This window comes from Anoxybacillus sp. FSL W8-1294 (assembly GCF_037965005.1).
Lineage (GTDB): Bacteria > Bacillota > Bacilli > Bacillales > Anoxybacillaceae > Anoxybacillus > Anoxybacillus flavithermus_G.
On record NZ_CP150179.1, the window covers coordinates 2347483 to 2371476 of the forward strand.

The 23994-nt window shown below is 42.3% G+C and carries 31 protein-coding genes and 4 pseudogenes; 5 read left to right on the forward strand and 30 right to left on the reverse strand.

Going from position 1 to position 23994, the window contains the following annotated elements; all coding sequences use genetic code 11:
• The first annotated feature begins 78 nt into the window (after nucleotides 1-78).
• A complete protein-coding gene (locus NSQ23_RS12510) occupies nucleotides 79-990 on the forward strand; it encodes an RluA family pseudouridine synthase (protein WP_339174414.1) in 912 nt (303 codons plus the stop codon).
• On the opposite strand, the gene NSQ23_RS12515 is transcribed toward NSQ23_RS12510, so the two are convergent.
• The 15 genes and pseudogenes from NSQ23_RS12515 to NSQ23_RS12585 all read right to left on the reverse strand — a co-directional run bounded on the left by NSQ23_RS12515 (nucleotide 985) and on the right by NSQ23_RS12585 (nucleotide 10322).
• Nucleotides 985-1152: a hypothetical protein gene (locus NSQ23_RS12515; RefSeq protein ID WP_339171010.1), complete on the reverse strand. Its 168-nt coding sequence runs from the start codon at nucleotides 1150-1152 to the stop codon at nucleotides 985-987. The genes NSQ23_RS12510 and NSQ23_RS12515 overlap by 6 nt on opposite strands.
• A gap of 20 nt (nucleotides 1153-1172) precedes the next feature.
• Nucleotides 1173-1346 (reverse strand): annotated as a pseudogene (locus tag NSQ23_RS12520) (CNNM domain-containing protein); the annotation flags it as partial.
• Between the two features lie 46 nt (nucleotides 1347-1392).
• Nucleotides 1393-2079: a zinc metallopeptidase gene (locus NSQ23_RS12525; protein WP_339171011.1), complete on the reverse strand. Its 687-nt coding sequence runs from the start codon at nucleotides 2077-2079 to the stop codon at nucleotides 1393-1395.
• Nucleotides 2080-2232: 153 nt separating this feature from the next.
• A complete protein-coding gene (locus NSQ23_RS12530) occupies nucleotides 2233-3366 on the reverse strand; it encodes an MBL fold metallo-hydrolase (RefSeq protein ID WP_339171012.1) in 1134 nt (377 codons plus the stop codon).
• 52 nt (nucleotides 3367-3418) lie between these two features.
• Nucleotides 3419-3652: a glutaredoxin family protein gene (locus NSQ23_RS12535; RefSeq protein ID WP_004892233.1), complete on the reverse strand. Its 234-nt coding sequence runs from the start codon at nucleotides 3650-3652 to the stop codon at nucleotides 3419-3421.
• A gap of 82 nt (nucleotides 3653-3734) precedes the next feature.
• Complete coding sequence (locus NSQ23_RS12540; RefSeq protein WP_339171013.1) at nucleotides 3735-4511, reverse strand: sulfite exporter TauE/SafE family protein; 777 nt, start codon at nucleotides 4509-4511, stop codon at nucleotides 3735-3737.
• A gap of 48 nt (nucleotides 4512-4559) precedes the next feature.
• Nucleotides 4560-4787 carry a sulfurtransferase TusA family protein gene (locus NSQ23_RS12545; RefSeq protein WP_339171014.1) on the reverse strand — a complete coding sequence of 76 codons (228 nt, stop codon included), beginning with the start codon at nucleotides 4785-4787 and terminating at the stop codon, nucleotides 4560-4562.
• A gap of 12 nt (nucleotides 4788-4799) precedes the next feature.
• Nucleotides 4800-5195 carry a DsrE/DsrF/DrsH-like family protein gene (locus tag NSQ23_RS12550; protein WP_003399177.1) on the reverse strand — a complete coding sequence of 132 codons (396 nt, stop codon included), beginning with the start codon at nucleotides 5193-5195 and terminating at the stop codon, nucleotides 4800-4802.
• Nucleotides 5195-5773 (reverse strand): sulfurtransferase TusA family protein, encoded by a 579-nt coding sequence (locus tag NSQ23_RS12555; protein WP_004892239.1) that lies wholly within the window; start codon nucleotides 5771-5773, stop codon nucleotides 5195-5197. The genes NSQ23_RS12550 and NSQ23_RS12555 overlap by 1 nt, the downstream gene beginning before the upstream one ends.
• Nucleotides 5770-6084, reverse strand: coding sequence for a rhodanese-like domain-containing protein (locus NSQ23_RS12560; protein ID WP_004892241.1), 315 nt, complete (start codon nucleotides 6082-6084; stop codon nucleotides 5770-5772). The genes NSQ23_RS12555 and NSQ23_RS12560 overlap by 4 nt, the downstream gene beginning before the upstream one ends.
• Before the next feature lie 145 nt (nucleotides 6085-6229).
• Nucleotides 6230-6376, reverse strand: a pseudogene (locus tag NSQ23_RS12565) (sporulation protein YhbH); the annotation flags it as partial.
• Between the two features lie 252 nt (nucleotides 6377-6628).
• Nucleotides 6629-7177, reverse strand: a complete 549-nt coding sequence (locus tag NSQ23_RS12570) for a hypothetical protein (protein ID WP_004892248.1) — start codon at nucleotides 7175-7177, stop codon at nucleotides 6629-6631.
• Between the two features lie 124 nt (nucleotides 7178-7301).
• Nucleotides 7302-8747, reverse strand: a complete 1446-nt coding sequence (locus tag NSQ23_RS12575) for an IS66 family transposase (protein ID WP_339171018.1) — start codon at nucleotides 8745-8747, stop codon at nucleotides 7302-7304.
• Nucleotides 8748-8848: 101 nt separating this feature from the next.
• Nucleotides 8849-9334: a hypothetical protein gene (locus NSQ23_RS12580; RefSeq protein WP_035018887.1), complete on the reverse strand. Its 486-nt coding sequence runs from the start codon at nucleotides 9332-9334 to the stop codon at nucleotides 8849-8851.
• Nucleotides 9335-9353: 19 nt separating this feature from the next.
• A complete protein-coding gene (locus tag NSQ23_RS12585; protein ID WP_192948781.1) occupies nucleotides 9354-10322 on the reverse strand; it encodes a peptidoglycan-binding domain-containing protein in 969 nt (322 codons plus the stop codon).
• A gap of 156 nt (nucleotides 10323-10478) precedes the next feature.
• Here NSQ23_RS12585 and NSQ23_RS12590 point away from each other — a divergent pair.
• Nucleotides 10479-11845 (forward strand): annotated as a pseudogene (locus tag NSQ23_RS12590) (IS1182 family transposase).
• Nucleotides 11846-12009: 164 nt separating this feature from the next.
• Here NSQ23_RS12590 and NSQ23_RS12595 read toward each other — a convergent pair.
• Nucleotides 12010-12165, reverse strand: a pseudogene (locus tag NSQ23_RS12595) (sporulation protein YhbH); the annotation flags it as partial.
• Nucleotides 12166-12192: 27 nt separating this feature from the next.
• Complete coding sequence (locus NSQ23_RS12600; RefSeq protein ID WP_339171021.1) at nucleotides 12193-12363, reverse strand: hypothetical protein; 171 nt, start codon at nucleotides 12361-12363, stop codon at nucleotides 12193-12195.
• 432 nt (nucleotides 12364-12795) lie between these two features.
• On the opposite strand from NSQ23_RS12600, the gene NSQ23_RS12605 reads away from it, so the two are divergent.
• Nucleotides 12796-14025 (forward strand): IS110 family transposase, encoded by a 1230-nt coding sequence (locus NSQ23_RS12605; RefSeq protein ID WP_339170721.1) that lies wholly within the window; start codon nucleotides 12796-12798, stop codon nucleotides 14023-14025.
• 150 nt (nucleotides 14026-14175) lie between these two features.
• On the opposite strand, the gene NSQ23_RS12610 is transcribed toward NSQ23_RS12605, so the two are convergent.
• From NSQ23_RS12610 to NSQ23_RS12620, 3 genes are read right to left on the reverse strand one after another with little or no spacing between them, the layout of a single operon-like run.
• A complete protein-coding gene (locus NSQ23_RS12610; RefSeq protein WP_020424520.1) occupies nucleotides 14176-14766 on the reverse strand; it encodes a replication-relaxation family protein in 591 nt (196 codons plus the stop codon).
• The gene (locus NSQ23_RS12615; RefSeq protein ID WP_339171024.1) at nucleotides 14702-15634 is read right to left on the reverse strand and encodes an FtsK/SpoIIIE domain-containing protein; all 933 of its coding nucleotides are present in this window, start codon (nucleotides 15632-15634) and stop codon (nucleotides 14702-14704) included. The genes NSQ23_RS12610 and NSQ23_RS12615 overlap by 65 nt, the downstream gene beginning before the upstream one ends.
• On the reverse strand, nucleotides 15613-16020 hold the full coding sequence (locus NSQ23_RS12620; protein WP_339171027.1) for a hypothetical protein: 408 nt from the start codon (nucleotides 16018-16020) through the stop codon (nucleotides 15613-15615). The genes NSQ23_RS12615 and NSQ23_RS12620 overlap by 22 nt, the downstream gene beginning before the upstream one ends.
• 328 nt (nucleotides 16021-16348) lie before the next feature.
• Here NSQ23_RS12620 and NSQ23_RS12625 point away from each other — a divergent pair, with 328 nt between their 5' ends.
• Nucleotides 16349-16573, forward strand: coding sequence for a helix-turn-helix transcriptional regulator (locus NSQ23_RS12625; protein ID WP_339171029.1), 225 nt, complete (start codon nucleotides 16349-16351; stop codon nucleotides 16571-16573).
• 316 nt (nucleotides 16574-16889) lie between these two features.
• Here the strand turns inward: NSQ23_RS12625 and NSQ23_RS12630 are convergent, their stop codons facing one another.
• Nucleotides 16890-18263 carry an IS1380 family transposase gene (locus tag NSQ23_RS12630; protein WP_088223286.1) on the reverse strand — a complete coding sequence of 458 codons (1374 nt, stop codon included), beginning with the start codon at nucleotides 18261-18263 and terminating at the stop codon, nucleotides 16890-16892.
• Between the two features lie 142 nt (nucleotides 18264-18405).
• Here NSQ23_RS12630 and NSQ23_RS12635 point away from each other — a divergent pair, with 142 nt between their 5' ends.
• Nucleotides 18406-18972, forward strand: a complete 567-nt coding sequence (locus NSQ23_RS12635) for a hypothetical protein (RefSeq protein ID WP_339171031.1) — start codon at nucleotides 18406-18408, stop codon at nucleotides 18970-18972.
• Nucleotides 18973-19057: 85 nt separating this feature from the next.
• Here NSQ23_RS12635 and NSQ23_RS12640 read toward each other — a convergent pair whose 3' ends face one another.
• The 9 genes from NSQ23_RS12640 to NSQ23_RS12680 form a co-directional block, all read right to left on the reverse strand.
• Nucleotides 19058-19741: an N-acetylmuramoyl-L-alanine amidase gene (locus NSQ23_RS12640; RefSeq protein ID WP_339171033.1), complete on the reverse strand. Its 684-nt coding sequence runs from the start codon at nucleotides 19739-19741 to the stop codon at nucleotides 19058-19060.
• Nucleotides 19741-20154: a phage holin family protein gene (locus NSQ23_RS12645; protein WP_339171035.1), complete on the reverse strand. Its 414-nt coding sequence runs from the start codon at nucleotides 20152-20154 to the stop codon at nucleotides 19741-19743. Before NSQ23_RS12645 ends, NSQ23_RS12640 begins: the two co-directional genes overlap by 1 nt.
• Before the next feature lie 46 nt (nucleotides 20155-20200).
• The gene (locus NSQ23_RS12650; protein ID WP_339171036.1) at nucleotides 20201-20812 is read right to left on the reverse strand and encodes an RNA-directed DNA polymerase; all 612 of its coding nucleotides are present in this window, start codon (nucleotides 20810-20812) and stop codon (nucleotides 20201-20203) included.
• Nucleotides 20813-20825: 13 nt separating this feature from the next.
• The gene (locus NSQ23_RS12655) at nucleotides 20826-21275 is read right to left on the reverse strand and encodes a reverse transcriptase domain-containing protein (protein ID WP_339171037.1); all 450 of its coding nucleotides are present in this window, start codon (nucleotides 21273-21275) and stop codon (nucleotides 20826-20828) included.
• 31 nt (nucleotides 21276-21306) lie between these two features.
• Nucleotides 21307-21519 carry a hypothetical protein gene (locus NSQ23_RS12660; protein WP_339171039.1) on the reverse strand — a complete coding sequence of 71 codons (213 nt, stop codon included), beginning with the start codon at nucleotides 21517-21519 and terminating at the stop codon, nucleotides 21307-21309.
• 88 nt (nucleotides 21520-21607) lie between these two features.
• Nucleotides 21608-21928 carry a diversity-generating retroelement protein Avd gene (avd, locus tag NSQ23_RS12665; RefSeq protein ID WP_339171041.1) on the reverse strand — a complete coding sequence of 107 codons (321 nt, stop codon included), beginning with the start codon at nucleotides 21926-21928 and terminating at the stop codon, nucleotides 21608-21610.
• Between the two features lie 97 nt (nucleotides 21929-22025).
• Nucleotides 22026-23108, reverse strand: coding sequence for an SUMF1/EgtB/PvdO family nonheme iron enzyme (locus tag NSQ23_RS12670; RefSeq protein ID WP_339171044.1), 1083 nt, complete (start codon nucleotides 23106-23108; stop codon nucleotides 22026-22028).
• Nucleotides 23108-23479 (reverse strand): AAA family ATPase, encoded by a 372-nt coding sequence (locus tag NSQ23_RS12675; protein ID WP_339171047.1) that lies wholly within the window; start codon nucleotides 23477-23479, stop codon nucleotides 23108-23110. Before NSQ23_RS12675 ends, NSQ23_RS12670 begins: the two co-directional genes overlap by 1 nt.
• A 13-nt stretch (nucleotides 23480-23492) precedes the next feature.
• Nucleotides 23493-23993, reverse strand: coding sequence for a signal transduction protein (locus tag NSQ23_RS12680; protein ID WP_339171050.1), 501 nt, complete (start codon nucleotides 23991-23993; stop codon nucleotides 23493-23495).
• Between the last annotated feature and the right edge of the window lies 1 nt (nucleotide 23994).

Below are 23994 nucleotides of genomic sequence, written 5' to 3' on the forward strand. Positions count from 1 at the left end.
CCTAATCTATAACGAAATTGTAACACACCAACCCGCTTTTTTGTGTTGGTAATTTATTGTATAAAGAGAGTGAGACGAATGAATGTACAAAAGAAAGGAAATTGGCTGATGTTTGAAGCGCCACAATCATGGGTTGGCTTACCACTTGAACAAGCATTACAAACGAAATGGTTCGTTCCGAAAAAAATGTTGCATGAGTGGCGAATGACAAAGGCAGTGGCTATAAATGACAAAATCGTTTCTTTTCGAACAATCATTTCACCGCATGATCGCATTCGCATTCATATGAAAGAAGAAACGATTGAACCGACTCCAACACCGCTCCCGCTTCATATTGTATTTGAAGACGATCATGTGCTCGTCGTTAACAAACGAGCGCATATAGACGTCCATCCGACGCAACCGAGTCAAACAAATACGTTAGCAAACGCTGTAGCCTTCCACTTTCAATGTGAAGGCATTTATAGTAAAGTTCGTCATATTCATCGGCTCGATCGCGATACAAGCGGCGTTATTTTATTCGCCAAGCATGCACTGGCTGGGGCTATTCTGGATCAATATTTAGCGAAACGAACGATTCATCGCACATATATTGCACTTGTTCACGGATATGTCAAACAAAAAAAGGGAACGATCGAAGCACCGATCGGCCGTGATCGCCATCATCCAACAAGACGCCGCGTATCAAAAACAGGAGATACAGCTATCACGCACTATGAACGTCTCCAATATGACAAACAAAAGCACGTATCACTTGTTCGTCTCACGCTTGATACAGGACGAACGCACCAAATTCGTGTCCACATGAGCTATATTGGCCATCCATTAGTTGGTGATACGTTATATGGAGGAAAACCGTGGATCGATCGACAAGCGTTACATGCGTTCTCTTTATCGTTCCTACATCCGTTTACTGGGGAGCGTATCACTTGTTCCGCTTTGCCTGATGAAACCATTTTCGGTCACATAAAAAGAGGCACGTTATTATAACGCTGCCTCTTCATTCATATCTGTCACTACATCTACGTTATGGGGAAGACGTGTCACTTCAATTTTTTTCACATGATGACCGTCCAATTCTATAACGGTAAATACGCAATGACCAAACTCAATTTGTTCTCCATGACGAATATTATAACGCTCTGTTAACATCCATCCGCCAATCGTGTCGAATACTCATCTAAATGAGTAATAACATGTTTGGTTGCCACTGCTTTTTTGTTGCCTTCCTCCATGAGTTGATCGATACGTGATGGGCGCACTTTTACAATCGCAAATTCTGAAGCGACAAAAAAACCGGTCAAGGCAATAAGAAAAACAATCATCCATAAACTAAATATGTCCAACGAACATCCGCACGCATGAATGCGTGCGGATGTCACCTCCTATTGATTAATCTTCATCGTTTCCTTGTACAAAAATAAGCACATACTTAATTAATTCTAACACCGAAATAAGCGCTGCAGCAACATATGTTAACGCTGCGGCGTTTAATACTTTATTTACCCCACGCTCTTCTTCGTTGCGAATAATGCCTTCCGCAATCATAAAGTCTTTGGCGCGTGAGCTTGCATTAAACTCAACTGGCAATGTAATAACTTGGAATGCAACGGCAAACGAGAATAAAATGATCCCTAAACCAATTAACGAAAATTGTTGCATCAAAAACCCGCCAAGAAGAAGGAATGGAGCAATTCCTGATGTAAAATTCACGAGCGGGAACATACGGTGCCGTAAAACGAGCGCACCATACGCTTGTTGATGTTGCACTGCGTGGCCAACTTCATGGGCAGCTACAGACACAGCCGCGATTGAACGTCCGTAGTAAACCGGCTCTGATAAACGAACCGCACGTGCAATTGGATCGTAGTGATCCGTTAATGTGCCTGGAACAAGCTCAACTGGCACATCGTATAGTCCGTTGCGATCTAAAATGAGACGCGCCACTTCTGCACCTGTCAAACCAGACGAAGCAGGTACGTCTGACCACTTGCTGAAGTTTCCTCTTACTTTAAATTGCGCCCAAATCGATACCCCGAAGGCAATTAAAATGAGAAAATCCATTGGATGAAAAAACATCACATCATCCCTCCATACATTTATTTTAGTGAAAAATGATCGAAAATGAAAGAGAATACCCTTTACATATGTTACATACGACTATTGTGTCCAAAAAGTTTCACAACATCGAAAAAAAAACTCGCAAATCGCGAGTTTAAATCAAATTCCTTTTTAATGCGTATGGTGAACAGCACAACGGTTTGGACCAATTTCAAGTTCTTGTTGTTGCTCTTGTGTAGCATCTTTTACGCCACGGTTAATAGCAATAATGTCTTCAAAGTTTGGCGGTGTTTCAGAAGATGCCGATTGTGCCACATGTTCCACAAATTCCTCTTCTGTTTTTCCTTGCATAATTTCATTCATTTGACGAATGTTTCCTAACGTATTGCCAATATATCCTTGCTCATTCACTTCTTGATCGAAGTTTGCATAGTGTGCTGGCAGGACAATGACATCATCTGCAATTTGTGCGACTTTGTTATATACTGTGTCGTATAAGTCTTTTGCCCACTCACGTGCTTTTCCTCCTAAGTCTGGTCGCCCGAGACCGCTAACGAAAATCGTATCGCCAGAGAACAACAATTTATTATTTACGAAAAACGATACACTACCTGGTGTATGGCCTGGTGTTTTAATCGCTAACACTTCTAAGCTTACTTTTTCGAATTCGATGCGATCGTGGTTTTCTAACGGTTCAAATTCAAATACTGCCCCTTCACTCTTCATTAAATAATACGTCGCACCTGTTTGTTTCGCTAATTCATATCCACCAGAAATATGGTCCGCGTGTAAATGCGAATCAACGATATGTGTAATCGTTACGTTTTCTTTTTGCGCCACTTCTTTATACACATCAATAAAGCGAGATGGATCGACGATTAGCGCTTCTTTTCCTGATACGACCATGTAAGAAAGACAACCTTTACCGACACGAATAAATTGATATACTTTTATGTCGTTATCTTGGTAAACAACAACTGGATATAAATATTCGCTCCAAGCTTTCATGCCACCTTTTAAATAAAACACTTCTAATCCTTTTTCAGCAAGCATGTCAGCGACCATCATCGAAGAACCTTCTTTAGCACAAACGACGACGATTTTTTTATCTTTCGGTAAACGCTCTAACACAGGCTCCACACCATCAATGAGTTCAAAATAAGGGATATTTAAATATTCAATTTGTTCCCCTTCAATTTTCCAATCCGCAAAGTCTGACTCATTGCGAACATCAAATAAGAAAAACGGTTCTTTATTTACAATCATCTCGTTTATTTGCTGTGCTGTTAACGCATATACTGACATAGTCATCCACCTCTCCTTTATACCTTATAGGGTATTAATATAGATAAAAAAATTATTGTTGCAACAATTGCATAATTCGTTGAGGATCAAATCCAATCACCCAACGTCCATTAATTTCAGTTTGTGGCACTCCCATTTGCCCTGTCGAACGAACAACATAATCAATAGCCTCAGGATGTTGATGCAAATTCACTTCTTTAAATGGGATGCCGCGTTCAGCTAAAAAGTTTTTCAATAATGTACAATATGGACATGTTGTTGTTGTATATACAGTTACTTGTTTCATCTCACTACTCCTCCTTTATGTTACGGTATTCTATATACCCCTACTAGTATTATAACATGAAGGATGAACTTTTCAACATTTTTTACAAAATATCCAACCAAATTTTAATAGCTGTTGCTACGATAAGTGCTGATAAAATAAACTGTAATATTTTTGTATTTACCTTTTTACCAACGTTCGCTCCAATCGGGGAAGCAATTAAACTTGCAACAACCATAATGAACGCCGTCCAAAAATCAAATTGACCTGTCGTAATTTTTCCTACTGTTGCCCCAATCGATGAAATAAACGTAATAGCTAGTGAAGTCGCAATTGTCATGCGCGTTGGAATTTTTAATACGACGAGCATAATTGGTACAAGAATAAACGCACCAGCAGCACCAACAATTCCAGCGCTCACACCGACAATGAATGCTAATGCCGCAGCAAGCCATTTGTTGAATGTTACTTGATCAAGTGAAATGTTGTCAATTCCTTTTTTCGGAACGAACATCATCATTGCCGCGATAGTAGCTAACACCGCATAAACGATATTGATGCCGCCTTCGCTCATTAATTTCGAGCCGTAACCGCCAATGAAACTACCGATCAAAATGCTCGTTCCCATGTAAATAATTAACGTCTTGTTTAAATACCCACCTTTACGGTACGCCCAAACACCGCCAATCGTCGCAAATAATACTTGAATGGCGCTAATACCTGATACTTCATGTGCGCTGAATGCCGCATAGCCTAACAATGGAGGGATATATAGCAACATCGGATATTTAATAATTGAACCACCAATCCCAACCATGCCGGAAATGAACGAACCGATGAAGCCGATGAGAAAAATCGTCACGATAAAACCGATGGCCATGCTTATTCACTCCTTATATGAAGCATCGGGACATATGCCCGATGCTTATTACGCTTTCCGAATCCAAAATTTTAGTACGTCTCCTTCTTCGACCATATCGATCATTTCATGACCAGCTGATTTCGCCCATGCAGATAAATCGTTTTTTGCTCCTTTATCCGTGACATGAATTTCTAGCACTTGACCTGATTGTAACGTATCCATCGCTTTTTTTGTCCGAACAATCGGCATTGGACACGCTAACCCTTTTGCATCAATAACAAGATCCGCTTTCATGTTTTTCCCTCCTTAAAATGTTAACGTAATGTCAGCGTCTTTCGCAAAATCAAGGAATGTAACGGCTCCACCAACATCAATGCCGTCTACAAAATGTTCTTTTGTTAATCCCATAACATCCATCGTCATTTGGCATGCGATAAACTTCACGCCCATTTCTTGCGCCATTCCCACAAGTTCTGGAATGGATGGGACGTTCGCTTGTGCAAATCCTTGTTGAATTTGTTCTTTTCCTTCTGGCAACGGCAGTTGTTTATACGCTTCCTTATGAATTAAATTCAGTCCTTCAAACGTAAAGAAAATCGCTACTTCCGCTTCTGTTGCCGCAGCTGCTGTTGCAATGTTAAATACTTTATATGCATCAAATAAACCGCCGTTTGCTGCAATAATTGCTACACGTTTTTTCATTATTCATTTCCCCCTTTAACCATTGTTCCTTTCCATTCTGTCATACCTGGAATGACATTAAATACATGCGCAAATCCTTTTTCAGCTAATTGTTGGGCTGCAAGGTCACTGCGATTGCCTGTTCGACAAATGACGTAAATCGTCTCATTTTTGTTTAATTCATTCATACGTATTTCTAATTGTCCAAGCGGAATATGATACGCCCCTGGTATATGACCAAACGCATATTCTGCTTCTTCACGCACATCTAAAATAAACGGTTGTTCATTGTTTTCTACTTTTCTTTGCAATTCATCTAAAGCGACGACATGAGGGTATTTTGTTTCTACTTTCACTTCGGTAGGATTCGCCTTACGAAGGTAATGCTTCAATACCTCCCCTTCTTCGATCGTTCCGATGTATTGATGGCCTGTATTTTTTGCCCAACCTTGAATATCGGCAAGCGATCCTTTATCCGTTGCTTGCACCTCAAGCACTTGACCAGGTTGTAATTGCTCCATCGCCTTTTTCGTACGAACAATCGGCATCGGACACGCTAGTCCACGCGCATCAACGACATAATCTACGTGAATTGTCACTTTACTCCCTCCCCTTTTTCAACTTCTCCTGTCCATTCGAGCATCCCGCCCGTCATATTTACGACGCGGTATCCGTAACTCTCTAACAATTGGCAAGCCATACCGCTTCGATTTCCTGAGCGGCAGACAAGAATATGTTCTTGATCTTTATTCACTTCGTTCATCCGCTCAAGTAATTGACCGAGCGGGATGTGACAAGCACCAGGAATTTTCCCTTGAGCCACTTCTTCATCCTCGCGGACATCAATAATGCTTAGCGCACGCCCTTCTTTTAACTGTTGATCTACTTCCTGTGGCAATATATGCTTCATTTTTATCACCTCTCTATACTCATAAGGGTATTTTTAATCTCAAAAAAATAATTTATTACCATTACCTCTATGAGTATATTACAAAAACCCCCACCCGTTTGTCAACTGTTTTTTCTCCAAAAAAAACCTTGCATGACACAAGGATTTAAACGAGTGTTTTCAATTCTTCTTTCCGGAAAAACGACCTCATTGCCTGTAACACATCCGACTTTTGTTTCAAAATGTAGTAGCGAAACTTTTCATCTTTAATATGCTTATATGCGGACATGAGAGTCGAATGCCGATTGTACTGATACAACTATAAACGCTGTACACTTCTGCGTATTAAAGTTTAATTTATAATATCTAATAAATATTATACACTGTGGGAGATGTATCCTCTACTGTAATACAGATTGATCTTTAGGAAGCATTTAAAAAAGGCATCATATTAATTGATGCCTTGTAATTTTAAGATTCTTAGTGTTCTTGGTTTACCGAGTTCCCATGTAATATAACCTGCTCTTCGTAATTTTTCTAGATGAGCGAAGTTTCTTACCATTTTTTATTCCTGTAAATAACCTGCTTTCACCAAAGCTTCCAAATACTCATCCAAAATAGGGTTCCCTTCTACACAATCTGCTGGATCAATTCCTTTAAATACCTTTAGTTCATGATATAATTTCTCACACATTGCACCTTGCATTTGAAAACCACTGACATATTGTCTATCTATACTTTCTAAAATAACTGCTATTAGTCTTCCCTCTGCAAAATTAGTATATCTAACCTGCAAATCATAATCTTCATCACTCGGTTGCGGAAGAAGAAGTTCACCAGCCGCCCTCATCTCTTGAATACACTCTCTCATTCTATCAATGTCCGCTTTCTCTTTCTCACTATACAAACTATTCAAAATCTCCTCATTTTGAATAAAGTAACTTTTCACAAATGTTGAATAATCAACAAAAGGATCTTTTTTAAACTCTATAAACTCATTGACAGGAACTTCAACCGCTTTATATTTCTTTTTTAATATATTGTCTACCTCAGTTACTAAAAACTTATGAGGCATATTTAATTGTTGGTATTTTTTAAGTAAGTTATTTTTCAAGTGATTTTAACCTCCCTATTAATAGAATGAGTGCCCTCCACTTCTATTATAGTAACTATTCACCCCGATAGTAGTATGTAAAGGAGCGCAACACAAATAAGGCATCTCCGTGATAGAAAATGCCCTAAGTGGTAGAAAGAACACGATCGAGCGTTTCGCCTGTCAACAGAAGACATAACGAATTCCACACGTTTTTTTCGTGTTTCGTCAGTGTGGAAATGATGCTTCTTGTGATGCAAAAAGACTGGGCGAATGTTTCTTCGCGAAATGTACCCGAAATGTTCTCTTTCACTTTAACTATGCGAAGATCGCGTTCGGCTTGGTTGTTGTCAAAGGGAACATGCACTTCACGTAAGAAACGCAACGCTTCTTCCTTTCGTTTTTGAAGGCGTCGAACAAAAGCGAGTGCTTTTTTCGGAAGAGGCGTCGCCGTTTCCAATCGGTGTTGTGCTCTTTCTAGGATGCGATCATACACTCGTTCCCATCGTTTCGCTTCTTCTTCGGAAAGCGCACCGTGATGAGCTTCGACGGCCTGTTTGGCGGCTAACAGAAACGTCGTCATGCGCGATGCCCATATATGCCCTTGTTCGATGAAACCCTTCAATTCACGCAAATGATGGGCGTGACAAAGGGCATGGATGGCTTGTGTGTATTTCGTATACGTAACGAACCCATCGTGCATCATCGTCCCTTGATATCGCGGAAGAATCCCGATGTCATCGGTCGCTTTCTTTCCATGAGAAACGTGAGGAGCCAAGTACGTATATTTCGATGTACACGCGACATGCACCCATGCGAGTTTTCCATTGATGCGCAAACTCGTTTCATCGACATGCAGGATGTTGGATTCAAGTAAGGCGTCTTCGATGACGTCCATATTTGATTCCAGCGCTTCGCGTCCTCGTTTCACCATATTGGCAAGAGTTCCCGTACTAATCGAGTGTTGATATAACGCTTCGATTGTATCACTTAAACGCTTGTACGGGATCAATTGGATATGATGTAAATAAACAACGAGCGCCGTGAGCCGTGGACCGTATTGCACATGATTCGTGACATGGGATGGGAATTCGGCTTGTTGAACACATCGACAATGCGGACACGATTTCACTTCACGTTCATGTTGTGTCACCTCGATCGCCACAGGAGGGACATCAAACACTTGACGGATATCGACTTTGAACGGTTTAACTTCACGCAAAGAAGACCCACATCCTTGACACGTATGCACACGGTGGACGACACGATGATGTGGATGTTCCACTTGACGGAGCGTCGTTCCTTGATGTCCTTCTTGTCCGCCTGGCTTGTTGCCAGATGGCTTGCGAGAAGAATGGGTGTGAAAACGGTCAGAAGATGGGGGCAAATGGCTATTGGAGCTGTTTTTTTTCGTGCGTGCTTCCAGCTCTTGAACACGGTACCTCAGTTGTTCATTTTCTTTGCGTAGTTGTTTGTTTTCGTGACGCAAATGTTCATTTTCTTGAACGAGTTGATGAATGAGCTGTTTTTGTTGTTGAACTTTGCCGATTAAGCTCTCAACTGTAAATACAGCTTGTTGTACCGTCAACATGTGATTCACCTCCTTGTCTATCAGTATTCACATCATAGACAAGGAAAGAAGAAAATATTCAGCTCACTTTATGATGTGGCTGAATAGTTACAAAAATCTTATTAATGACTCTCAAGCACGGAATTGAGAGTATACATTTTTTGTTCTAGAAGCTTATATGTTTCTTGTTCCTTAATTCGTATGTTAATTTGTGCAATCTCCTGTAAATGGTTTTTCAGCGCTTTCACAAAATCATGAGCAAATTTTGTTTTATCATAAAAAAGAAAGGATTCCACCTCATCATTTGTAACATTTACGGCTTCGATTTTGATTTGTTGTCCTTTCACTATGAAAAAATAATCATAAACAGAACCAAATCCAGAGATGCGGAACGGCTTATTCTCTTTGTTGGCTATCATCTCCATAATACCAACAGCCATACTTAGCAAAGCTGTGCCATAGAGGGTCGCAATATTGATCGTCATTTGTTCGATACCGTTATGAACAGTCATATACATTTCACAACTAAAAAAACTATTGAGATTTTCACTTTTGAGTGTTTCTCTCCAATCTCCTTCCCAGTCCTCTAATGAGATTTTGATACCCATAATATATCCTCCTCGTTTTTTACTGTTTCGTAACTACACTTATTCCTTTTGTTGGATAGGAAGTTCGAATGATTCCATCCTTACTTACAATGGTAATCATTTCACTAATACCATATTTATTGGGATTATATACATATTCCATTGTCCCATCTGGATGTTTTGTCCGAATTCCTCCTTTTTCTACACTCTCCATTATTAAGTTTTTAATTTCCCCTTCACCCATATGCTTTGGAAATAACGTCTTTCCTTTCTTTCCAATTACATGACCATCAACAATATGCTTCCAACCTTCTTTCGAGTTCCCTTCCATTAAAATAGCCCTGCTATTGTACTTTAAAACCTTTCCCATTCCAGCTACAACATCTACTATTTCACCTTTACCGTATTTTTTTAGTAAATCAAAAACCTTTCCCGCTTTCACTACTTTTCCTGCAGGAAAAAGTCCTATGAGGGAGATAATTTTCTCGGGATTGCTTGAATTCGGATCAAAAAGCGTACGGATATCATCAAGTACTAAAAAATCGAGGCCTTCTTTAGCCGCATCAAGCAAAAACTCTCCAGCTTTCTGTAACCAGCTAACTGCTGATTTAGTCCAACTAGTTGCACTAGTAAACAAGGTTTTTGATGTATTATATATATTATACTGATTCTCAAAACGTTGCCTAGATTCTTGAGAAATTTCCACTCTATCTTTCTGTCCTGTGATATCATTATTTTTAATTTGAATCAAGGCATTATATGTTTGCTTTCCTGCAATACCATCGGCTGTAATTCCCACCTTCTTCTGAAATTCCTTCACAGCCTTCTCTGTATTTGCTCCATAAACTCCATCAATTCCCCCAGGGTTAAATCCGGCTTTGTAAAGCCAAGATTGCAGCGTTTTCACATAATCATTTCGATCACCTCTTTTTAGCGTTTGCCCACTCCATAAATTATTTGCAAAGTTAGATGGATAAGTGACTCTACCAACACTATCCACAACGTACATTTTTGATCCTCCTAGTTATTTTTTGTTTATTATCATATCAGACAACCATCATGAAAAATGTCGAAACATGTCGCAAAAAACAAAAAAACCCCCTGCCAAAAGGCAGGGTTCCCATGGAGTAAGCCTATTCTTTAAGTAGAGCAGGATGAGTATAGTATTGTGTAGCTACTGATTGATGACCTTGTTCCTGAGGATCACCTTGTGCGTAAGCTAGAAAAAGCGATTGACTTCTCTTTTATTTACGACATTGTCAAAGACCCATACTCACCCGATCATGGACGACCAAGTATTGATCCGGTTGTGTTGTTCAAAATGTACTTGATCCGTTATATCTTCGGCATTCGTTCGATGCGTGAAACGGTGGAACAAATTCGAACCAACGTGGCATATCGGTGGTTTTTAGGGTTGAGTCTTCATGATCCTGTCCCACATCATTCGACTCCAAGCAAAAATTATGCACGACGTTTTGCAGGTACAGACGTCTTTCAAAAGATTTTTTCAAGAATTCTCGAAGAAGCCTTTCAACACGGGCTGGTGGATCCAAGTGTCGTATTTGTTGACTCTACCCATGTAAAGGCGAGTGCAAACAAAAGAAAATTCAACACCGAAGTGGCAGAAGTCGAAGCGAAAGCGTATCAAGAGGAATTGGAAAAAGAGATTGAACGAGACCGGATCGCACACGGAAAATCTCCATTACCGCCAGAAACAGATAAAAAAAACGAGAAGTAAAGATCAGTAAGACGGATCCCGAGAGTGGGATGTTTGTGAAAAATGAACGCGAACGAGTATTTGCTTACTCTTATCACACGGCTTGCGATCGCCATGGCTGGATCCTCCAATCCTATGTCACGGCGGCAAACGTGCATGATAGTCAAGCCTTTTTTGAACTGTTTGAACGAGTCAAAAAGGAAGTGAAGCTGTGCATCGATGCAGGATACAAGACGCCAGCCATTGCGAAATACCTATTAGAACAAGGGATTGATCCGATTTGGCCATATACGCGTCCAAAGACGAAAGAGGGGTTCTTTCGGAAATCTGAATTTGCATATGACGAACATTTTGACTGTTACCTTTGTCCCAATAACCAAGTGTTATCTTATTCAACAACGAATCGGGAAGGCTATCGGGAATATAAATCCAATCCATCTGTGTGCAAGACGTGTCCTTATCTAGAAAAATGCACAGAAAGCAAAAGCCACACGAAAGTGGTCACACGCCATGTTTGGCAAGATTACTACGAAGAAGCCGAGCACTTACGATATGTGCCGGAGCATCGAGAATTGTATGAGCGGAGAAAAGAGACAATCGAACGAAATTTTGCAGATTTGAAAGGGAAGCATGGTCTGCGCTGGACGAATTACCGTGGATTGGAAAGAAACCAGATGCAGGCGATGCTTGTTTGTGCTGCGATGAATTTAAAGAAATTAGCAAACTGCCTATGGAGAATGGGCATCTCCCCTCTTTTTCACTTATGTATGTCGTTATTTTCGTCGGTTCATCGAGGAAAACAAATATCAAAATAGAACAAAATGGTTGTGAGGCAGTTGCCTTACAACCATTTTGCCAACAGTCTGAAGCCAGCCGGTTATACGGCTGGCTTTTGCATGATATTTTCCTAACCCATAGAACTGAGTTTTCAACCGATCTCGTCATGAATAGAAAACCGCGTCTATTTTAAGATGTGCCATTATACAAATGCCTTATTTTCTTCTTTTCGGAAGAAGCTTCTCATCGCCTGCAATACATCCGATTTTTGCTTCAAAATGTAGTAACGAAATTTTTCATCCTTAATATGTTTATATGCTGACATAAGGGTAGAGTGACGATTATACTGATACAACTGTACACCCTATACACATTTTACACTTTATCATTCCATGATATGTTCTAGCGCCTCTTCAAAAAACTCACATGCTGTGATGACGCCATCTGCAAAAGCTTTCTCATACATATCGCTCGTTTCCATTATAGCATATTGTAAACGTTGGTCAGCGATGATTACTTGTAGGAGCAATAACTTAACAATCATGTCTTTATTCATCCGATACCCTCCTCGTATAGTATGTTTAGAAAGATTTTTAAATCGAATTTCCAGTTGGATATGCTCCTTGACAATCGCATATGTGTAAGTGATTTGCCCACGGGGGAGGGGCGCGCCCCTCCCCCGTGGATGGCACTACATCGGGGTTGGACTTTTCGCGATGTTCTTGGATAATGGTCTTAGGATCATCGGGGACACTCTTCTCTCTCCTGTAGCTTTGACTACTTAGAAAGTCTGTCTCCCCGGCTCCTGTTCGGACTTCTAACCCGCAGGCTGTTCCCGTTGGTTTCCCATGCTGGAAGGAGCAGCTTCCAGGCAGCCCATGGCCCAACGTGAGTTCTCATATGCGAGGGTGACTGGTCAACAGGCGCGGTCCGGGGGCATCCCGAAGAGTCCCAACCCCACGATCCTACTACGATTGGAGGTGATCTCATGAAACTCTACGTCGGGATTGACGTGAGCTCAACGGACTTATACACGTGTATCATGGATCAAGAAGGAAACACGTGCGCCCAATTCAAGGTGGACAATCATCTCCTTGGCGCGACCTTCCTTCGCGATCAAATCCTCCTGTGGGCCAACAAGCGCCAACCATCCGAAATTCTCATCGGGATGGAAGCCACTTCGGTCTACAGCTGGCATCCAGCGATGTTTTTCCACCAACAGGAGGAGCTGAAGTCTTGGAATGTCAAGGTGTTTACCATCAATCCAAAGCTCATTCGCAAATTTAAAGAAGCGTACACTGACTTGGATAAAACGGACGGCATCGATGCGTGGATCATCGCCGATCGGCTTCGCTTTGGCCGTTTGAAAGTGACAGCTGTCATGCAAGAACAGTTTATCGCCCTTCAACGGCTCACGCGCATGCGCTATCATCTCGTCCATCAGCTGACTCGGGAAAAGCAGTACTTCCTCCAACACTTGTTTTACAAGTGCAGTTCCTTTACCCAAGAGGTGGACAGCTCCGTGTTCGGACATGCCATCTTAGAGCTTCTTCTCGAGTCGTTTAGCTTAGACGAAATCAGTCAGATGGACGTGCAACAGCTCGCTGACTTCTTGCGCCAAAAAGGACGCAATCGCTTTGCCGATCCGGAATGCATCGCCAAGTCCATTCAAAAGGCGGCTCGTTCGTCGTATCGGCTTTCCAAATGTGTCGAGGATTCCATCGACTTGCTTTTAGGGCTATCAATTCAATCCATCCGTAGCCTTCAAGCGCAAATTAAAGAGCTAGATAAAGCGATTACTCGCCATTTGGAAGGCATCCCAAATACGTTACAAACGATTCCCGGCATTGGTCCGGTCTACGCCGCTGGCATCTTAGCCGAAATTGGACAAATCGAGCGCTTTGACAACCAAGCCGCCTTAGCAAAGTATGCAGGTTTGACTTGGTCTAAGCACCAGTCCGGTCGGTTCCAAGCCGAGGAGACTTCCCTCATTCGTTCCGGCAATCGCTATCTCCGTTACTACCTAGTGGAGGCTGCCAACTCGGTACAACGGCATGATGCGTCGTTTCGCACCTATTACCGGAAGAAGTATGAGGAAGTACCAAAGCACCAACACAAACGAGCCCTCGTCCTCACCGCTCGAAAACTCGTGCGTGTGATCGATGCGCTGCTACGCAACGGTCAAATCTACACGCCAAGAAAGGGGGAAGATCGATAGGGGTATCGATCTAACTGATTTTGCATTAAAACCCAGTTAATGACATAAGACAAGACTGGGCTTCTTAAGTATTGCCTTTTTTCGGGTCATCGGACAATCGAATTTCCAATTTCGATGATTTTTCACCTTGACATATTACCGCAGGACTTTTTAGTGAAATTCACTCACCAAAAATACCTTCACATCCATACCATCACAGAGATCAAGTAACTGCTTCCGCTTGTATTCGGTAGTCGTAATCCAAATAAATACCGGCGGTGCTTTGAAAACACCTAATTCAAGCATCTTTCGATATTTAGCGATTTTAGCTTTATTTACACTCATTTTTTGCTGGTGATCCACTTCAACAATATAATACCGACCATCTCGAGTGAACAGCGCATCGGCTACGATAGAAACAACTCCCTTGATTTCGAGTTTGACCTCGTTTTTCCACGTACTCGGGCATCCGAATGCGATGTAAATGTCGTTTCGCATTATGAAGTGGCGTGCTTGTATCGTTCGTTTCCTAACTTTTTTTGCTCCCGTTCTTTCTCTCCCTTCCTTTGTCAAATAGTAAACAGCTTCCCCATCGAGAAACTTTGCCACAAATGGCTCAAGCGACTTCATGACGCGACTCGTATTTCGCGGACTCCCTAAGTCGTGCAACACTTGTAATTGACTGCGTGTGAGGTAGTCAAGTTTCGCTAATGATGAGAGAATAGCTTCTTGACGCTGTTCCTTCTCTATTGCTTTTTTCAATGTCCTTTTTCTCCTTTCTAGGTCTAATGTTGATATGCGGCCCAATCAGTCGATTGATATCATCGTCAGTAACATACGCACATTGGACAATGTTCTTTCGGTCTGTCACGTAAACAGCACGCCCTGGAATTAACGGTAAATGTGCTGCGTCCGTTTCTCCTTCGCCAAGCACCACTTGGCTAGCAACTTCCGTCTGTAATCGGAAACATAGCTTAGCGTCGGCGTTTTGTTTGATTTGTCGCGGCAACGTATCAGCCGTGGCGTATTGCGTACAAAAAATCAGCCGATACCCTAGCGCTCCGGCCACACGTGCAATCTCAGAAAGGATATGCTCACACTCCACTTTGATCCGCTTGATTTCCTTATCCGTCTCCCCAGCACTGGCGATCTGCGCTGCTTCGTCAACAATGATGAAATGTCGCTCTTTTACACCAGCCGATTTCACGTCTTCGATTCCTGCGCCGAGGAAATGTTCTAACCTCCTATTCATCTCATCACGGACGGCTCTTAAAGCCTCAACGGCTTCCTGCACATTCTTCGCAACTGTCATGACCTGTCGAGCGTCCCTAAACTTTGCAAATGCCAAGCCACCTTTCAAGTCGAGAATGGTGAATCGAACATCGTCTGGGTGCCGTGCGATCAATGACGTAACAAGCAATTTGAGGAAGGCGCTTTTCCCTTTTCGAGTTGCTCCAGCCACAACCATATGAGGAATGGCGTCAAAATCATGTTTCATGAAATCACACCGCGACACACCAATGGGGATTTCCCAGCCATGACATTCGGAAAGCATAGCTTCGTCAAACAGTAATAACTCCGGCATCTGTTGCTCATAGACACGGATTTTCAGCATACCATCGAATGACATTTCGATTTCTTTTCGTTCCTTCTTTTTTTCTGCAAAAGGAATTTGATCTGTGAAATGGGATTGCTTCGGAGATTGATGGATTTTAGGTCAGCAAAGGAGAAATCAAAAGTGCTATGTTTAATATTAAGTCCATCCTCAAATACATGTTTTTTTCGCTGGAAATCAGCAAACGACAGACCAAAAGGAATCTGAAACACGTACTCCGTAAATCCCTCTCCTTTCATGCGTCGATAAATTCTAATTTGCTTTCCGTCTTTAGACACAAGCCCCGCGTTCGCCGCAATACGTTCAATTTTCGTTTTATCATCGCCCGTTCCATGCTGTTTGAAGTAAGTTGTTGCAGCAATCCCACCAGCCACCAGCGACGATAGAATTTCAAAAAGCAATTCATACCACCTCCCCACTGTCAATCCTTAAATATCCGATAGGATAGTCGCTCGCGCCGAGAACAATAGTAAATAACACTATCCATTGATACAACGCATTTTTTCATGTCGTTCTCCGTGTCTACAATCGGCAACAAGCATGAAAAACAAAAACGACTGTAACAGCGACGAGTGAATGCGACAACAAATACGTAATTTATATCGTTTTTGATCGCGTCTGATACATCGTATTTTGATATGTTTGTCCGTTATTCCACATTTTTGCCCCAGGTTTAAATTCGGGATTTTTGGACAAGACTGTTATAAAAACGACCGGGAGGGAATATTGATGTTTTGGTTAGGGAAACCAAGAAGTAAGTTTGGGAGATGGGTAGATAAAGTGGGACTAACACAGCAGGAAATTGCTCAGAAGGCAAAAGTAGGACGGACGACAATTTCTAATATGTGTAAAGATCCGAAATACACACCACGCATTTCTACCTGGGTGAAGGTGGAACGGGCGCTGAAATCATTTGGATATTCAGTGAAACGCGAGGATTTTTTCGATGTATAAAAATAGCCTACTCAAAGCGAGTAGGCGTTGTTTCATTGATCAGTCGAGAAACATTTCCCCTTTTACAAAATATAGACCATAAACCAATTTTTTGTGCTATAATTTAATTACCTGAATCCGTGATGGATTGACATCGACTTTGACTTTTTTGCTGGTTTTATGGATGTGTGATCCACCATTCCCTTTTTATGTTTAAAACAGATGTCATCTTCACTCTCAGAAATGAAATAAATATCTTTTTTAGGTATATAAACCAAAGAAAAAACAAAAAAGGACAGAGGGTTAGGATGAGTACAGAATTGCGAACAATCATTCGTTATGCTCCTTCTCTCCATTTTATGTAAATGTTCAGAAGGGGCTCGCTATAGCCACTCCTTCGCGTCAGTTTCATCCAGATCTGTCGTGATCGGCGGACGAGTCGACCTGCCATCGTGATCACCGTCTGAATAATCGTCTTGATGCGGCGGCGTTTCACTTTATGATGTAATGGATGTCTCGGATCGCTTAATAGATCTTGTCCAATCAGACGAAGAAGGTTGTACACGAATGCTCCCATGACTAACACGAGCGCATTCGTTTTCATCTTCCCTGATGGAAGTCGCTCTAAATCTAAGTCGCTTTTCAGTTCGCTATGAAACTGTTCGCATGTCGCATGATCGTGATACAATGCGAGCACATCACTCATTCGAACATGCTCGTATCCTTCGAGGCGCACCCAGTAGCTTTCGACTTCGTAATTAGGAACGAGCATCAGCTGTCCATTTCGTTCCATCGTTCGTTCCGTCACTTGGGTGACTTGAACGTACGTATACGTGTGTCCATCAATTGCTGCTGTCTGTGGAAGGCATAACTCATACGTTTGTACTCCTTCTGTTTGTCCATCATCGACGCGTCTGCCCTTTTGCGAAGCGATCTGGAACCAAAGCGCTTTCGATTCTCGGCGTAAGTTTCGCTTGATGACAAAGTCCACGTCTTCCTTTAGACATACGTGCACATTCGCTTCCGCATCGTTTCCTGCATCCATGCGGACAAGCAGACGAGACGAGGTCAGCGGACGAGCTCGACGGATGGCGGTAGTTAAAAACGAAGGCATGTTGTCTTGTACATGTTGTTTCCCTGGACGCAGCTCGGCATGAACGATATACCCTTCCTTCCCTGCATACGCAAACAACGGCGTAAAACCGTCAAATCCTTTATACGTTCGACTCACTCCTTCTTTCTTCGTATCGGAGTTGTCAAATGGGGAAGCATCTATATCAAGGGGAAGCCATGTCGTTTTCCCTTTCGCCCAACAAGGGGACAAGGTAGCGTGTTGTCGAACCAACAGACGCATCGATTCCTCCCAAATGATGGTTTCGGTCATCGGAAGACAAGCGAGCTGATCGAGTCGCTGTCGCAACGTTGGGGAGGAAGGTACGTGCCGAATGCCCATTGATGTCGAAAAGATATCGTCCTGACGATACGCTTCGATATGATCAAAATCCGTTTTTCCTGTGGCAAGCAAGCCAATCATCGAGCGAATGACGTCGCTATGGGAAATGTGCACATCTCGACGAACCGTTGGGAGCCGAAGGGCGTTTACTCGTTTATCCAGCTTCGTTTGGTGCAGTAAGTAGCCCACGAGAGCAAGCCCAGCACTTGGAGTAATCGCTTCATCTGTCAATACAAACCGAATCGGGAAATCTTTCATCACATTCACCTACTTGATGAAGAATCGTCAACGTCGTTTTCCCTTATCGTATCAACGGTTTGCGACCATTGTAAAGATGTTTTGTCACGGATTCAGGTAATTAAATTCACTCACTTATATAGGTAATTAAGGGGGAAATCGAATGAGAAAAACACTGCTCATCACACTAATTGCTGTGTTATCTGCGCTGTTTTCTGGATGCGGAAACAACGAAAAGGCTAGCGCACCAGAAGAAGACACAAAACAAATAGACCAAGTTCAAGGCACTGACCAGCAGAAAAGCGATGGTAAAGAGGCTTTTGAAAACTATCTAAATTCCATCACGCCTATCCTTCAAGAGATCGGTACTTGGGGACAAAAATATGAGGATCTAAGAACCAAGTCGGCGAACGGTCAAATCTCTAACGAAGAATTTGCTGCAGCTATATCTAATGAATTGCTGCCTGAAGGAAATAAATTACAAGAGGAAATGGAAAGCATCATGCCAGAAGAAAAAGAGTTCCGTGATGTCCAAGAAAAATTAAATCAAATGATGGCTAAAAATAACCAGGCGTTTTCTGAAATTATTGCTGCTGTGAATGCTGGCGATGCATCAAAAATCACTTCCGCAAACAATCTTTTGAGTGAAGCAAGAGAGTTAGAACGGCAAGCATATTACGATCTTAAAGATTTATCTGGCAAATATGGAGTTCCTTTCATGAATCAATAACAAAATGCCTTGTCTGTGTGGCCCTCTCAAATGAGAAGGGCTTTTTGCATTAGAAACAAAAAACTCCCTGCCGTTTAGGCAGGGATTATACAATAATAGCAGGATATCCTTTCTTTTTAAGTTCCTCCGCAAGCCGTTCCGCGTTCTCCCGATCAGCGAACGCCCCGACTTGCACGCGGTATAATTTTTTGTCTGACGCTTTTGGTTGTGATTGTACTTGTTGCTTCGCTTTTTTCTTCAATCCAAATGCCTTTTCAAGACCAATGACGTGACCGTAGGCGATTTGTTGTAAGAATTGCTCCGACTTGAGTTTGGCCGCATCGTTCTCATTGTCAATGAACAGGTTTTCAGTCAAGATGGCTGGCATCTTCGTTTCACGCAACACCGCATAGTTGGCTCGTTTTTTGCCGCGGTCTTTGACGTTGCCAATTGCTTTCATAATCTCGCCATGAATCACATTTTGATACGCTACTGTTTTCGCGTCCGGATTGTTGAAGATGAATGATTCGAATCCTGTACCGCCTCCGGAATTGATATGAACCGATAGGAAGAAGTCCGCTTTTGCTTTGTTGGCGATTACTACACGCTCCGAAAGTTCAAGAAAACGGTCATCGGTGCGAGTATAGATGACTTGTACCCCCTCGTACTCCCCTAACATATCACCAATCATTTTTCCGATTTTCATTGTTAAGTCTTTTTCCCTCAAGCCATTCGCCACTGCTCCAGGGTCGCTACCACCATGGCCAAAGTCTATGACAATACGTACCATTATTTATCCTCTCCTTTACTTTTATCACTTAAAATATCAACAGCTTTTTGCAGTGCTGATGGAATAGGAACCCCGATTCTCCCAACGTTTTCAAGAATGGATAGTGCTTCGTTGGCCAAAAAGAAAAAGATCGTTGCGTCTCTCAAAATATGGCCATCATAGCCAAGTGCCACATCCATCATGTGAGCGACTGCTACAACAAAAAAGACCGCTACTTTTTTAGCGATCCCTTTCATTCCTACACTACTGTTCAATTTTCCTTCAATTCCTGCTGCAATGAAGCCTGACACATAGTCAAGTATGACAAACGCTAGTAAAATGCTTAACAATGTATGCCATCCCCCAAACAAATATCCGACGACAGCCCCAAACACAGCCGCACCGGTTTTATATACAATATCGAATCGTTCCATCAAATCACGCCTTTCTACAACAAAATAAAAACAGCTTTTCAGCTGCTCATACACCTCTTTTTAAAACGAAATTTTTTAAAACTTTCTGCCTCAATCGATGACAATTCGCATGTTTCATGTAACCCAGATAAGACATGAGAATAGATCGTACTTCATCGGCACTCACCTCCCCTCGGGCATAAGCCTTTTTTAAATATCTCAAGCGCCTTTTCATTTTCTTGGCGGTTTTCTTTTTTAATTTCCTATGAGTCGGCCATATGCGATAACCAACGAATTCGATTCCTGTCGAGATCGGACGGATAGCAGTCTTGTTGTTGAGTTGAAGCCGGAGTTCACTGCGCAGAAAAATATCTATTTCCTCCAATACGTTTCGCAATTCGTGTTTATCTCCACTCAGAATTACAATATCATCCATGTATCGAATGTAATAATGAAGGTGAAGCTGATGCTTAGCGTATTGGTCTAATTCGTTAAGATAAAGGTTAGCAAACAATTGAGAAGTCAAATTCCCAATCGGTATCCCTATCCCGTCGATTCGTTCTTGTTCAAAACCATGATCGCCTAAAGGGATACCAAACTTCGTATCCTCAGACCGTATAATCGTTTCTAGTAGCCACAAAACATCACGGTCTTTAATTTTTCTCTCCAGGATTTGCATGAGAATATCATGATCAATTCGATAAAAAATATTTGCTGATATCGAGCTTTAAGTAATAGGGCTTTTCAGCGCTTCTATCTAATTTTCTCAGCCAATATTGCAGCCGATCAGCAGCCTTTTGAATGCCCTTACCTTTGCGACAAGCATAGGAATCGTAAATAAACTGTTTATCGAGAATAGGTTCTATGATACGATAAATGGCCCATTGAACAACTCTGTCTTTAAAAGGAAGAGCCATAATCAACCGTTTCTTAGGATCATATACGTAGAATTCGCGGTACTTGCCGACTTTGTATGTTTTATGGATTAGTTCGTTTTGTATCTGAATGAGATTCTCCTCTACATTGTGTGTAAACTCCAGCACATCACCACGAAATCTCTTGTTCTTTCTGGCGTTCAGGTAAGCATTCCATAGGTTTTCGTAGTCGATGATTTGCGCGTATAAATTTCCTAACCGTTTCATCGTATCGTAATCCTCTCCAAAGATGTTTTGTTTAGCTGACTGTATCACCTTTCAGAGAACCTACTAACTGATTCGTCAGCAATTCAATTTTTTGCCCGACAAAAAAGTGATTGGGCAGGGGAACGGGCCCGTTTTCCTGCGCACTGTCTTCAAGCGCGTTGCGCTTGAAGTTTCGGGCGAGGAGAACCGCCGAGCGGAAGCCGATGTCATGATTCGAGTTCGACCGAGGGTTGTTCAGGTTCAACGCAAAGACACCTGCATTCGACCCATTGTCCCAGTTGCCACCACGAATCGCAACACGCTCACAAATATGGCCCGTTCCCCAATATGTACTATTGTTTAATTGATTTCATCCAACCACCAACCATTCTCCCCAATTCATCGAGCAGCCGTGACCAATTTTCATATTTTTTGAATGGAAGAAATCCTAATCCATTCCCTAATCTGACTAAATAACGTAAATTATCTAATTCCACATCAATATCTTGTAATGTTGTTTTCTTGTAGTATCGCTTATTGGCACGAATGATAAGTCTCAATAACTCGTACATGCTTCGTTTGGTTTCTGCTGCAAGTGTATGTTTTTCACTTTTCGGATACTGCCGTAGCGCAGTATACCCGTATAAGATCATGTCATAGCATTTTTGAAGCACTTTTAAATCTTCTTTATTTGCCATTTAAATCACCTTTCAAAATACGAGGACCAGCTATCGCTGGTCCTTACAGATTGTCAGTTTCTCAGATTCCAGATTACGCGATATACGCGGAGCGGAAGCCGATGCCATGATTCGAGCTCGACCGAGGGTTGCTCAGGCGCAACGCAAAGACAGCCGCAAGCGACCCATCGGCCCAGTGGCCACCACGAAGCGCAACACGCTCACCGTAGTTACGTACCCAAATTCCGTCTCCACCATGGTTTGCGTCGATAGGAGCGATAGCGAGATGCTTCAATAGATCTGGAACCGCGAAGCCGGATTTAGCCCCCAACGTTTCAAAGGTCGTATAGCTATAACCATAATAAGCGTCTGAACTTGGGTCAGTTGTAAACATCGGATTTGTTCTTTCTGCTCCAAGGACAGGATCGCCACCAACATCAGGTGAAGTAGTGCTTGCATTTCCTGGGGTCGTGTTATCAATATACACGCCTGTGTCAACCCATTGATCGACTTTGCGATATCCTTCTGGTGTGTTGTAGTTGTTGTCCTGGTGTACATAGATTTTGCCGTCAATCAACTTCAAGCCATCAACCCATTCCCATACGTTCCCGTTAAGGTCGAAAATACCTTCATTCGTTCCATCATGTGACCAGCTGGCAGGTCCAGAACCTGTTGCAACACGCCCCTCATATTCCGCGCCGCCACTCGTGTATTTATATGTTACCTTTCCACGCTCGTGAGGAGCTGAATGGTCTTTCCCAAAGTTGTTATTGCCTCGAGGCATAAATCCGTTTTTCTTGCACCACAAAGCAATCGCAGCCCATTCGGCGTTTGTCATCAAGTGCCACCCTGCGCCTTTCGCTGCGCAATATTGTTTCGCTTGATCGTATGTCACATATGTCTTCGGATCTTGGAAAGGAATAGAGTATGCGCGTCCGTCATGCACGATATTTTGATATTTTGAAATCCAAATTTCACTTTTTACTACACCGTTCACAACAAAAGCCGGGTGCGGAACGTTAGGCGCACCGTTGATGACATCTGATAAGTTGAATTTAGGAATGCAAACCATGATAGACGGATTTCCTTTGTCATCATACATGACCGTGTTTTTTCCGCCTGTGGCGGATTCAACAGCTTGACGATAAGTATCCTTGATCGAAAGTACAAATGGCATTATTCAGTCACTCCTTGTTCTGTAGATTCGTTTTGGCCATAACCAGCAGGTAAAGCCCACAATCGAAGCTCAACTTTATTAATATCGAGTTCACGATCACGCTCGATATAGATGTCGTTTCCTTTTTCGTCAACTTCACCGCTAGGAACCAGCTCGCGTTGCTTAGGAGGGATAATGATTGTAGCTACATACCAGGCGCCAATGCCTTCACGCATGGTTTGCAACTGATTATCTAGGCAAATATCGATAACCTTTTGTACATCAGACTGTCTTTCCTGTAGATCGATAGATACCTGCCCTCCAATCGTCAACACTTTTCCCTGTAGTGAATATTCCGCTTTTGGTCCTTGATTGATTTCAGTGATAATCATTTTTATCTCCTCCTTAGACTGTAGGATTGATTAAAGTCCATAAAAAAGTGACCGAGCTTGCACTGCCGGTCATCTTGATTTTGAAACCATTTTGAGTTTTATCGTAAATTTCTAATCTCCCGACGAGTCCAACATCACCGCCAATCGGAGTAACTAATACATCATAGTTTGGTGCGTTGATTTGTGCGAAACCAGTCAGACTAACCTGGACGAAAGGCTCTGAATCTCGGAAATATCCGTTTGAAGAAGAGCCGGCGATTGTTGCCTGTCCTTGCAACAGGCGTTGATTTTTATACTTTTGAATTTCAAAATTGTTCAATCGGGCCTGCTGTGCCAGAAACTCTACTAAAAGGCCGATGTCATAGTGCGCCAGCAGGATGCCGGCTTCGATATTGTTCATGTTCTCCTCGTCGACCGGCGTCCCTTCAACAATCACCTGGCCGGTCGCTTCGTCGAGTACACGATCTTCCCAAACGGTCGCCTCATAAGTTCGTGTTCTATGAATTTTAGACATC

What these genes read in the sequence shown, in the direction of transcription:
- NSQ23_RS12510 (WP_339174414.1), top strand. Translation starts at nt 79, where the DNA reads ATGAATGTACAAAAGAAAGGAAATTGGCTGATGTTTGAAGCGCCACAA.
- NSQ23_RS12515 (WP_339171010.1), bottom strand. Translation starts at nt 1,152, where the DNA reads ATGTTAACAGAGCGTTATAATATTCGTCATGGAGAACAAATTGAGTTT.
- NSQ23_RS12525 (WP_339171011.1), bottom strand. Translation starts at nt 2,079, where the DNA reads ATGTTTTTTCATCCAATGGATTTTCTCATTTTAATTGCCTTCGGGGTA.
- NSQ23_RS12530 (WP_339171012.1), bottom strand. Translation starts at nt 3,366, where the DNA reads ATGTCAGTATATGCGTTAACAGCACAGCAAATAAACGAGATGATTGTA.
- NSQ23_RS12535 (WP_004892233.1), bottom strand. Translation starts at nt 3,652, where the DNA reads ATGAAACAAGTAACTGTATATACAACAACAACATGTCCATATTGTACA.
- NSQ23_RS12540 (WP_339171013.1), bottom strand. Translation starts at nt 4,511, where the DNA reads ATGGCCATCGGTTTTATCGTGACGATTTTTCTCATCGGCTTCATCGGT.
- NSQ23_RS12545 (WP_339171014.1), bottom strand. Translation starts at nt 4,787, where the DNA reads ATGAAAGCGGATCTTGTTATTGATGCAAAAGGGTTAGCGTGTCCAATG.
- NSQ23_RS12550 (WP_003399177.1), bottom strand. Translation starts at nt 5,195, where the DNA reads ATGAAAAAACGTGTAGCAATTATTGCAGCAAACGGCGGTTTATTTGAT.
- NSQ23_RS12560 (WP_004892241.1), bottom strand. Translation starts at nt 6,084, where the DNA reads ATGAAGCATATATTGCCACAGGAAGTAGATCAACAGTTAAAAGAAGGG.
- NSQ23_RS12575 (WP_339171018.1), bottom strand. Translation starts at nt 8,747, where the DNA reads ATGTTGACGGTACAACAAGCTGTATTTACAGTTGAGAGCTTAATCGGC.
- NSQ23_RS12580 (WP_035018887.1), bottom strand. Translation starts at nt 9,334, where the DNA reads ATGGGTATCAAAATCTCATTAGAGGACTGGGAAGGAGATTGGAGAGAA.
- NSQ23_RS12585 (WP_192948781.1), bottom strand. Translation starts at nt 10,322, where the DNA reads ATGTACGTTGTGGATAGTGTTGGTAGAGTCACTTATCCATCTAACTTT.
- NSQ23_RS12600 (WP_339171021.1), bottom strand. Translation starts at nt 12,363, where the DNA reads ATGAATAAAGACATGATTGTTAAGTTATTGCTCCTACAAGTAATCATC.
- NSQ23_RS12605 (WP_339170721.1), top strand. Translation starts at nt 12,796, where the DNA reads ATGAAACTCTACGTCGGGATTGACGTGAGCTCAACGGACTTATACACG.
- NSQ23_RS12615 (WP_339171024.1), bottom strand. Translation starts at nt 15,634, where the DNA reads ATGTCATTCGATGGTATGCTGAAAATCCGTGTCTATGAGCAACAGATG.
- NSQ23_RS12625 (WP_339171029.1), top strand. Translation starts at nt 16,349, where the DNA reads ATGTTTTGGTTAGGGAAACCAAGAAGTAAGTTTGGGAGATGGGTAGAT.
- NSQ23_RS12630 (WP_088223286.1), bottom strand. Translation starts at nt 18,263, where the DNA reads ATGAAAGATTTCCCGATTCGGTTTGTATTGACAGATGAAGCGATTACT.
- NSQ23_RS12635 (WP_339171031.1), top strand. Translation starts at nt 18,406, where the DNA reads ATGAGAAAAACACTGCTCATCACACTAATTGCTGTGTTATCTGCGCTG.
- NSQ23_RS12640 (WP_339171033.1), bottom strand. Translation starts at nt 19,741, where the DNA reads ATGGTACGTATTGTCATAGACTTTGGCCATGGTGGTAGCGACCCTGGA.
- NSQ23_RS12645 (WP_339171035.1), bottom strand. Translation starts at nt 20,154, where the DNA reads ATGGAACGATTCGATATTGTATATAAAACCGGTGCGGCTGTGTTTGGG.
- NSQ23_RS12650 (WP_339171036.1), bottom strand. Translation starts at nt 20,812, where the DNA reads ATGCAAATCCTGGAGAGAAAAATTAAAGACCGTGATGTTTTGTGGCTA.
- NSQ23_RS12655 (WP_339171037.1), bottom strand. Translation starts at nt 21,275, where the DNA reads ATGAAACGGTTAGGAAATTTATACGCGCAAATCATCGACTACGAAAAC.
- NSQ23_RS12670 (WP_339171044.1), bottom strand. Translation starts at nt 23,108, where the DNA reads ATGCCATTTGTACTTTCGATCAAGGATACTTATCGTCAAGCTGTTGAA.
- NSQ23_RS12675 (WP_339171047.1), bottom strand. Translation starts at nt 23,479, where the DNA reads ATGATTATCACTGAAATCAATCAAGGACCAAAAGCGGAATATTCACTA.
- NSQ23_RS12680 (WP_339171050.1), bottom strand. Translation starts at nt 23,993, where the DNA reads ATGTCTAAAATTCATAGAACACGAACTTATGAGGCGACCGTTTGGGAA.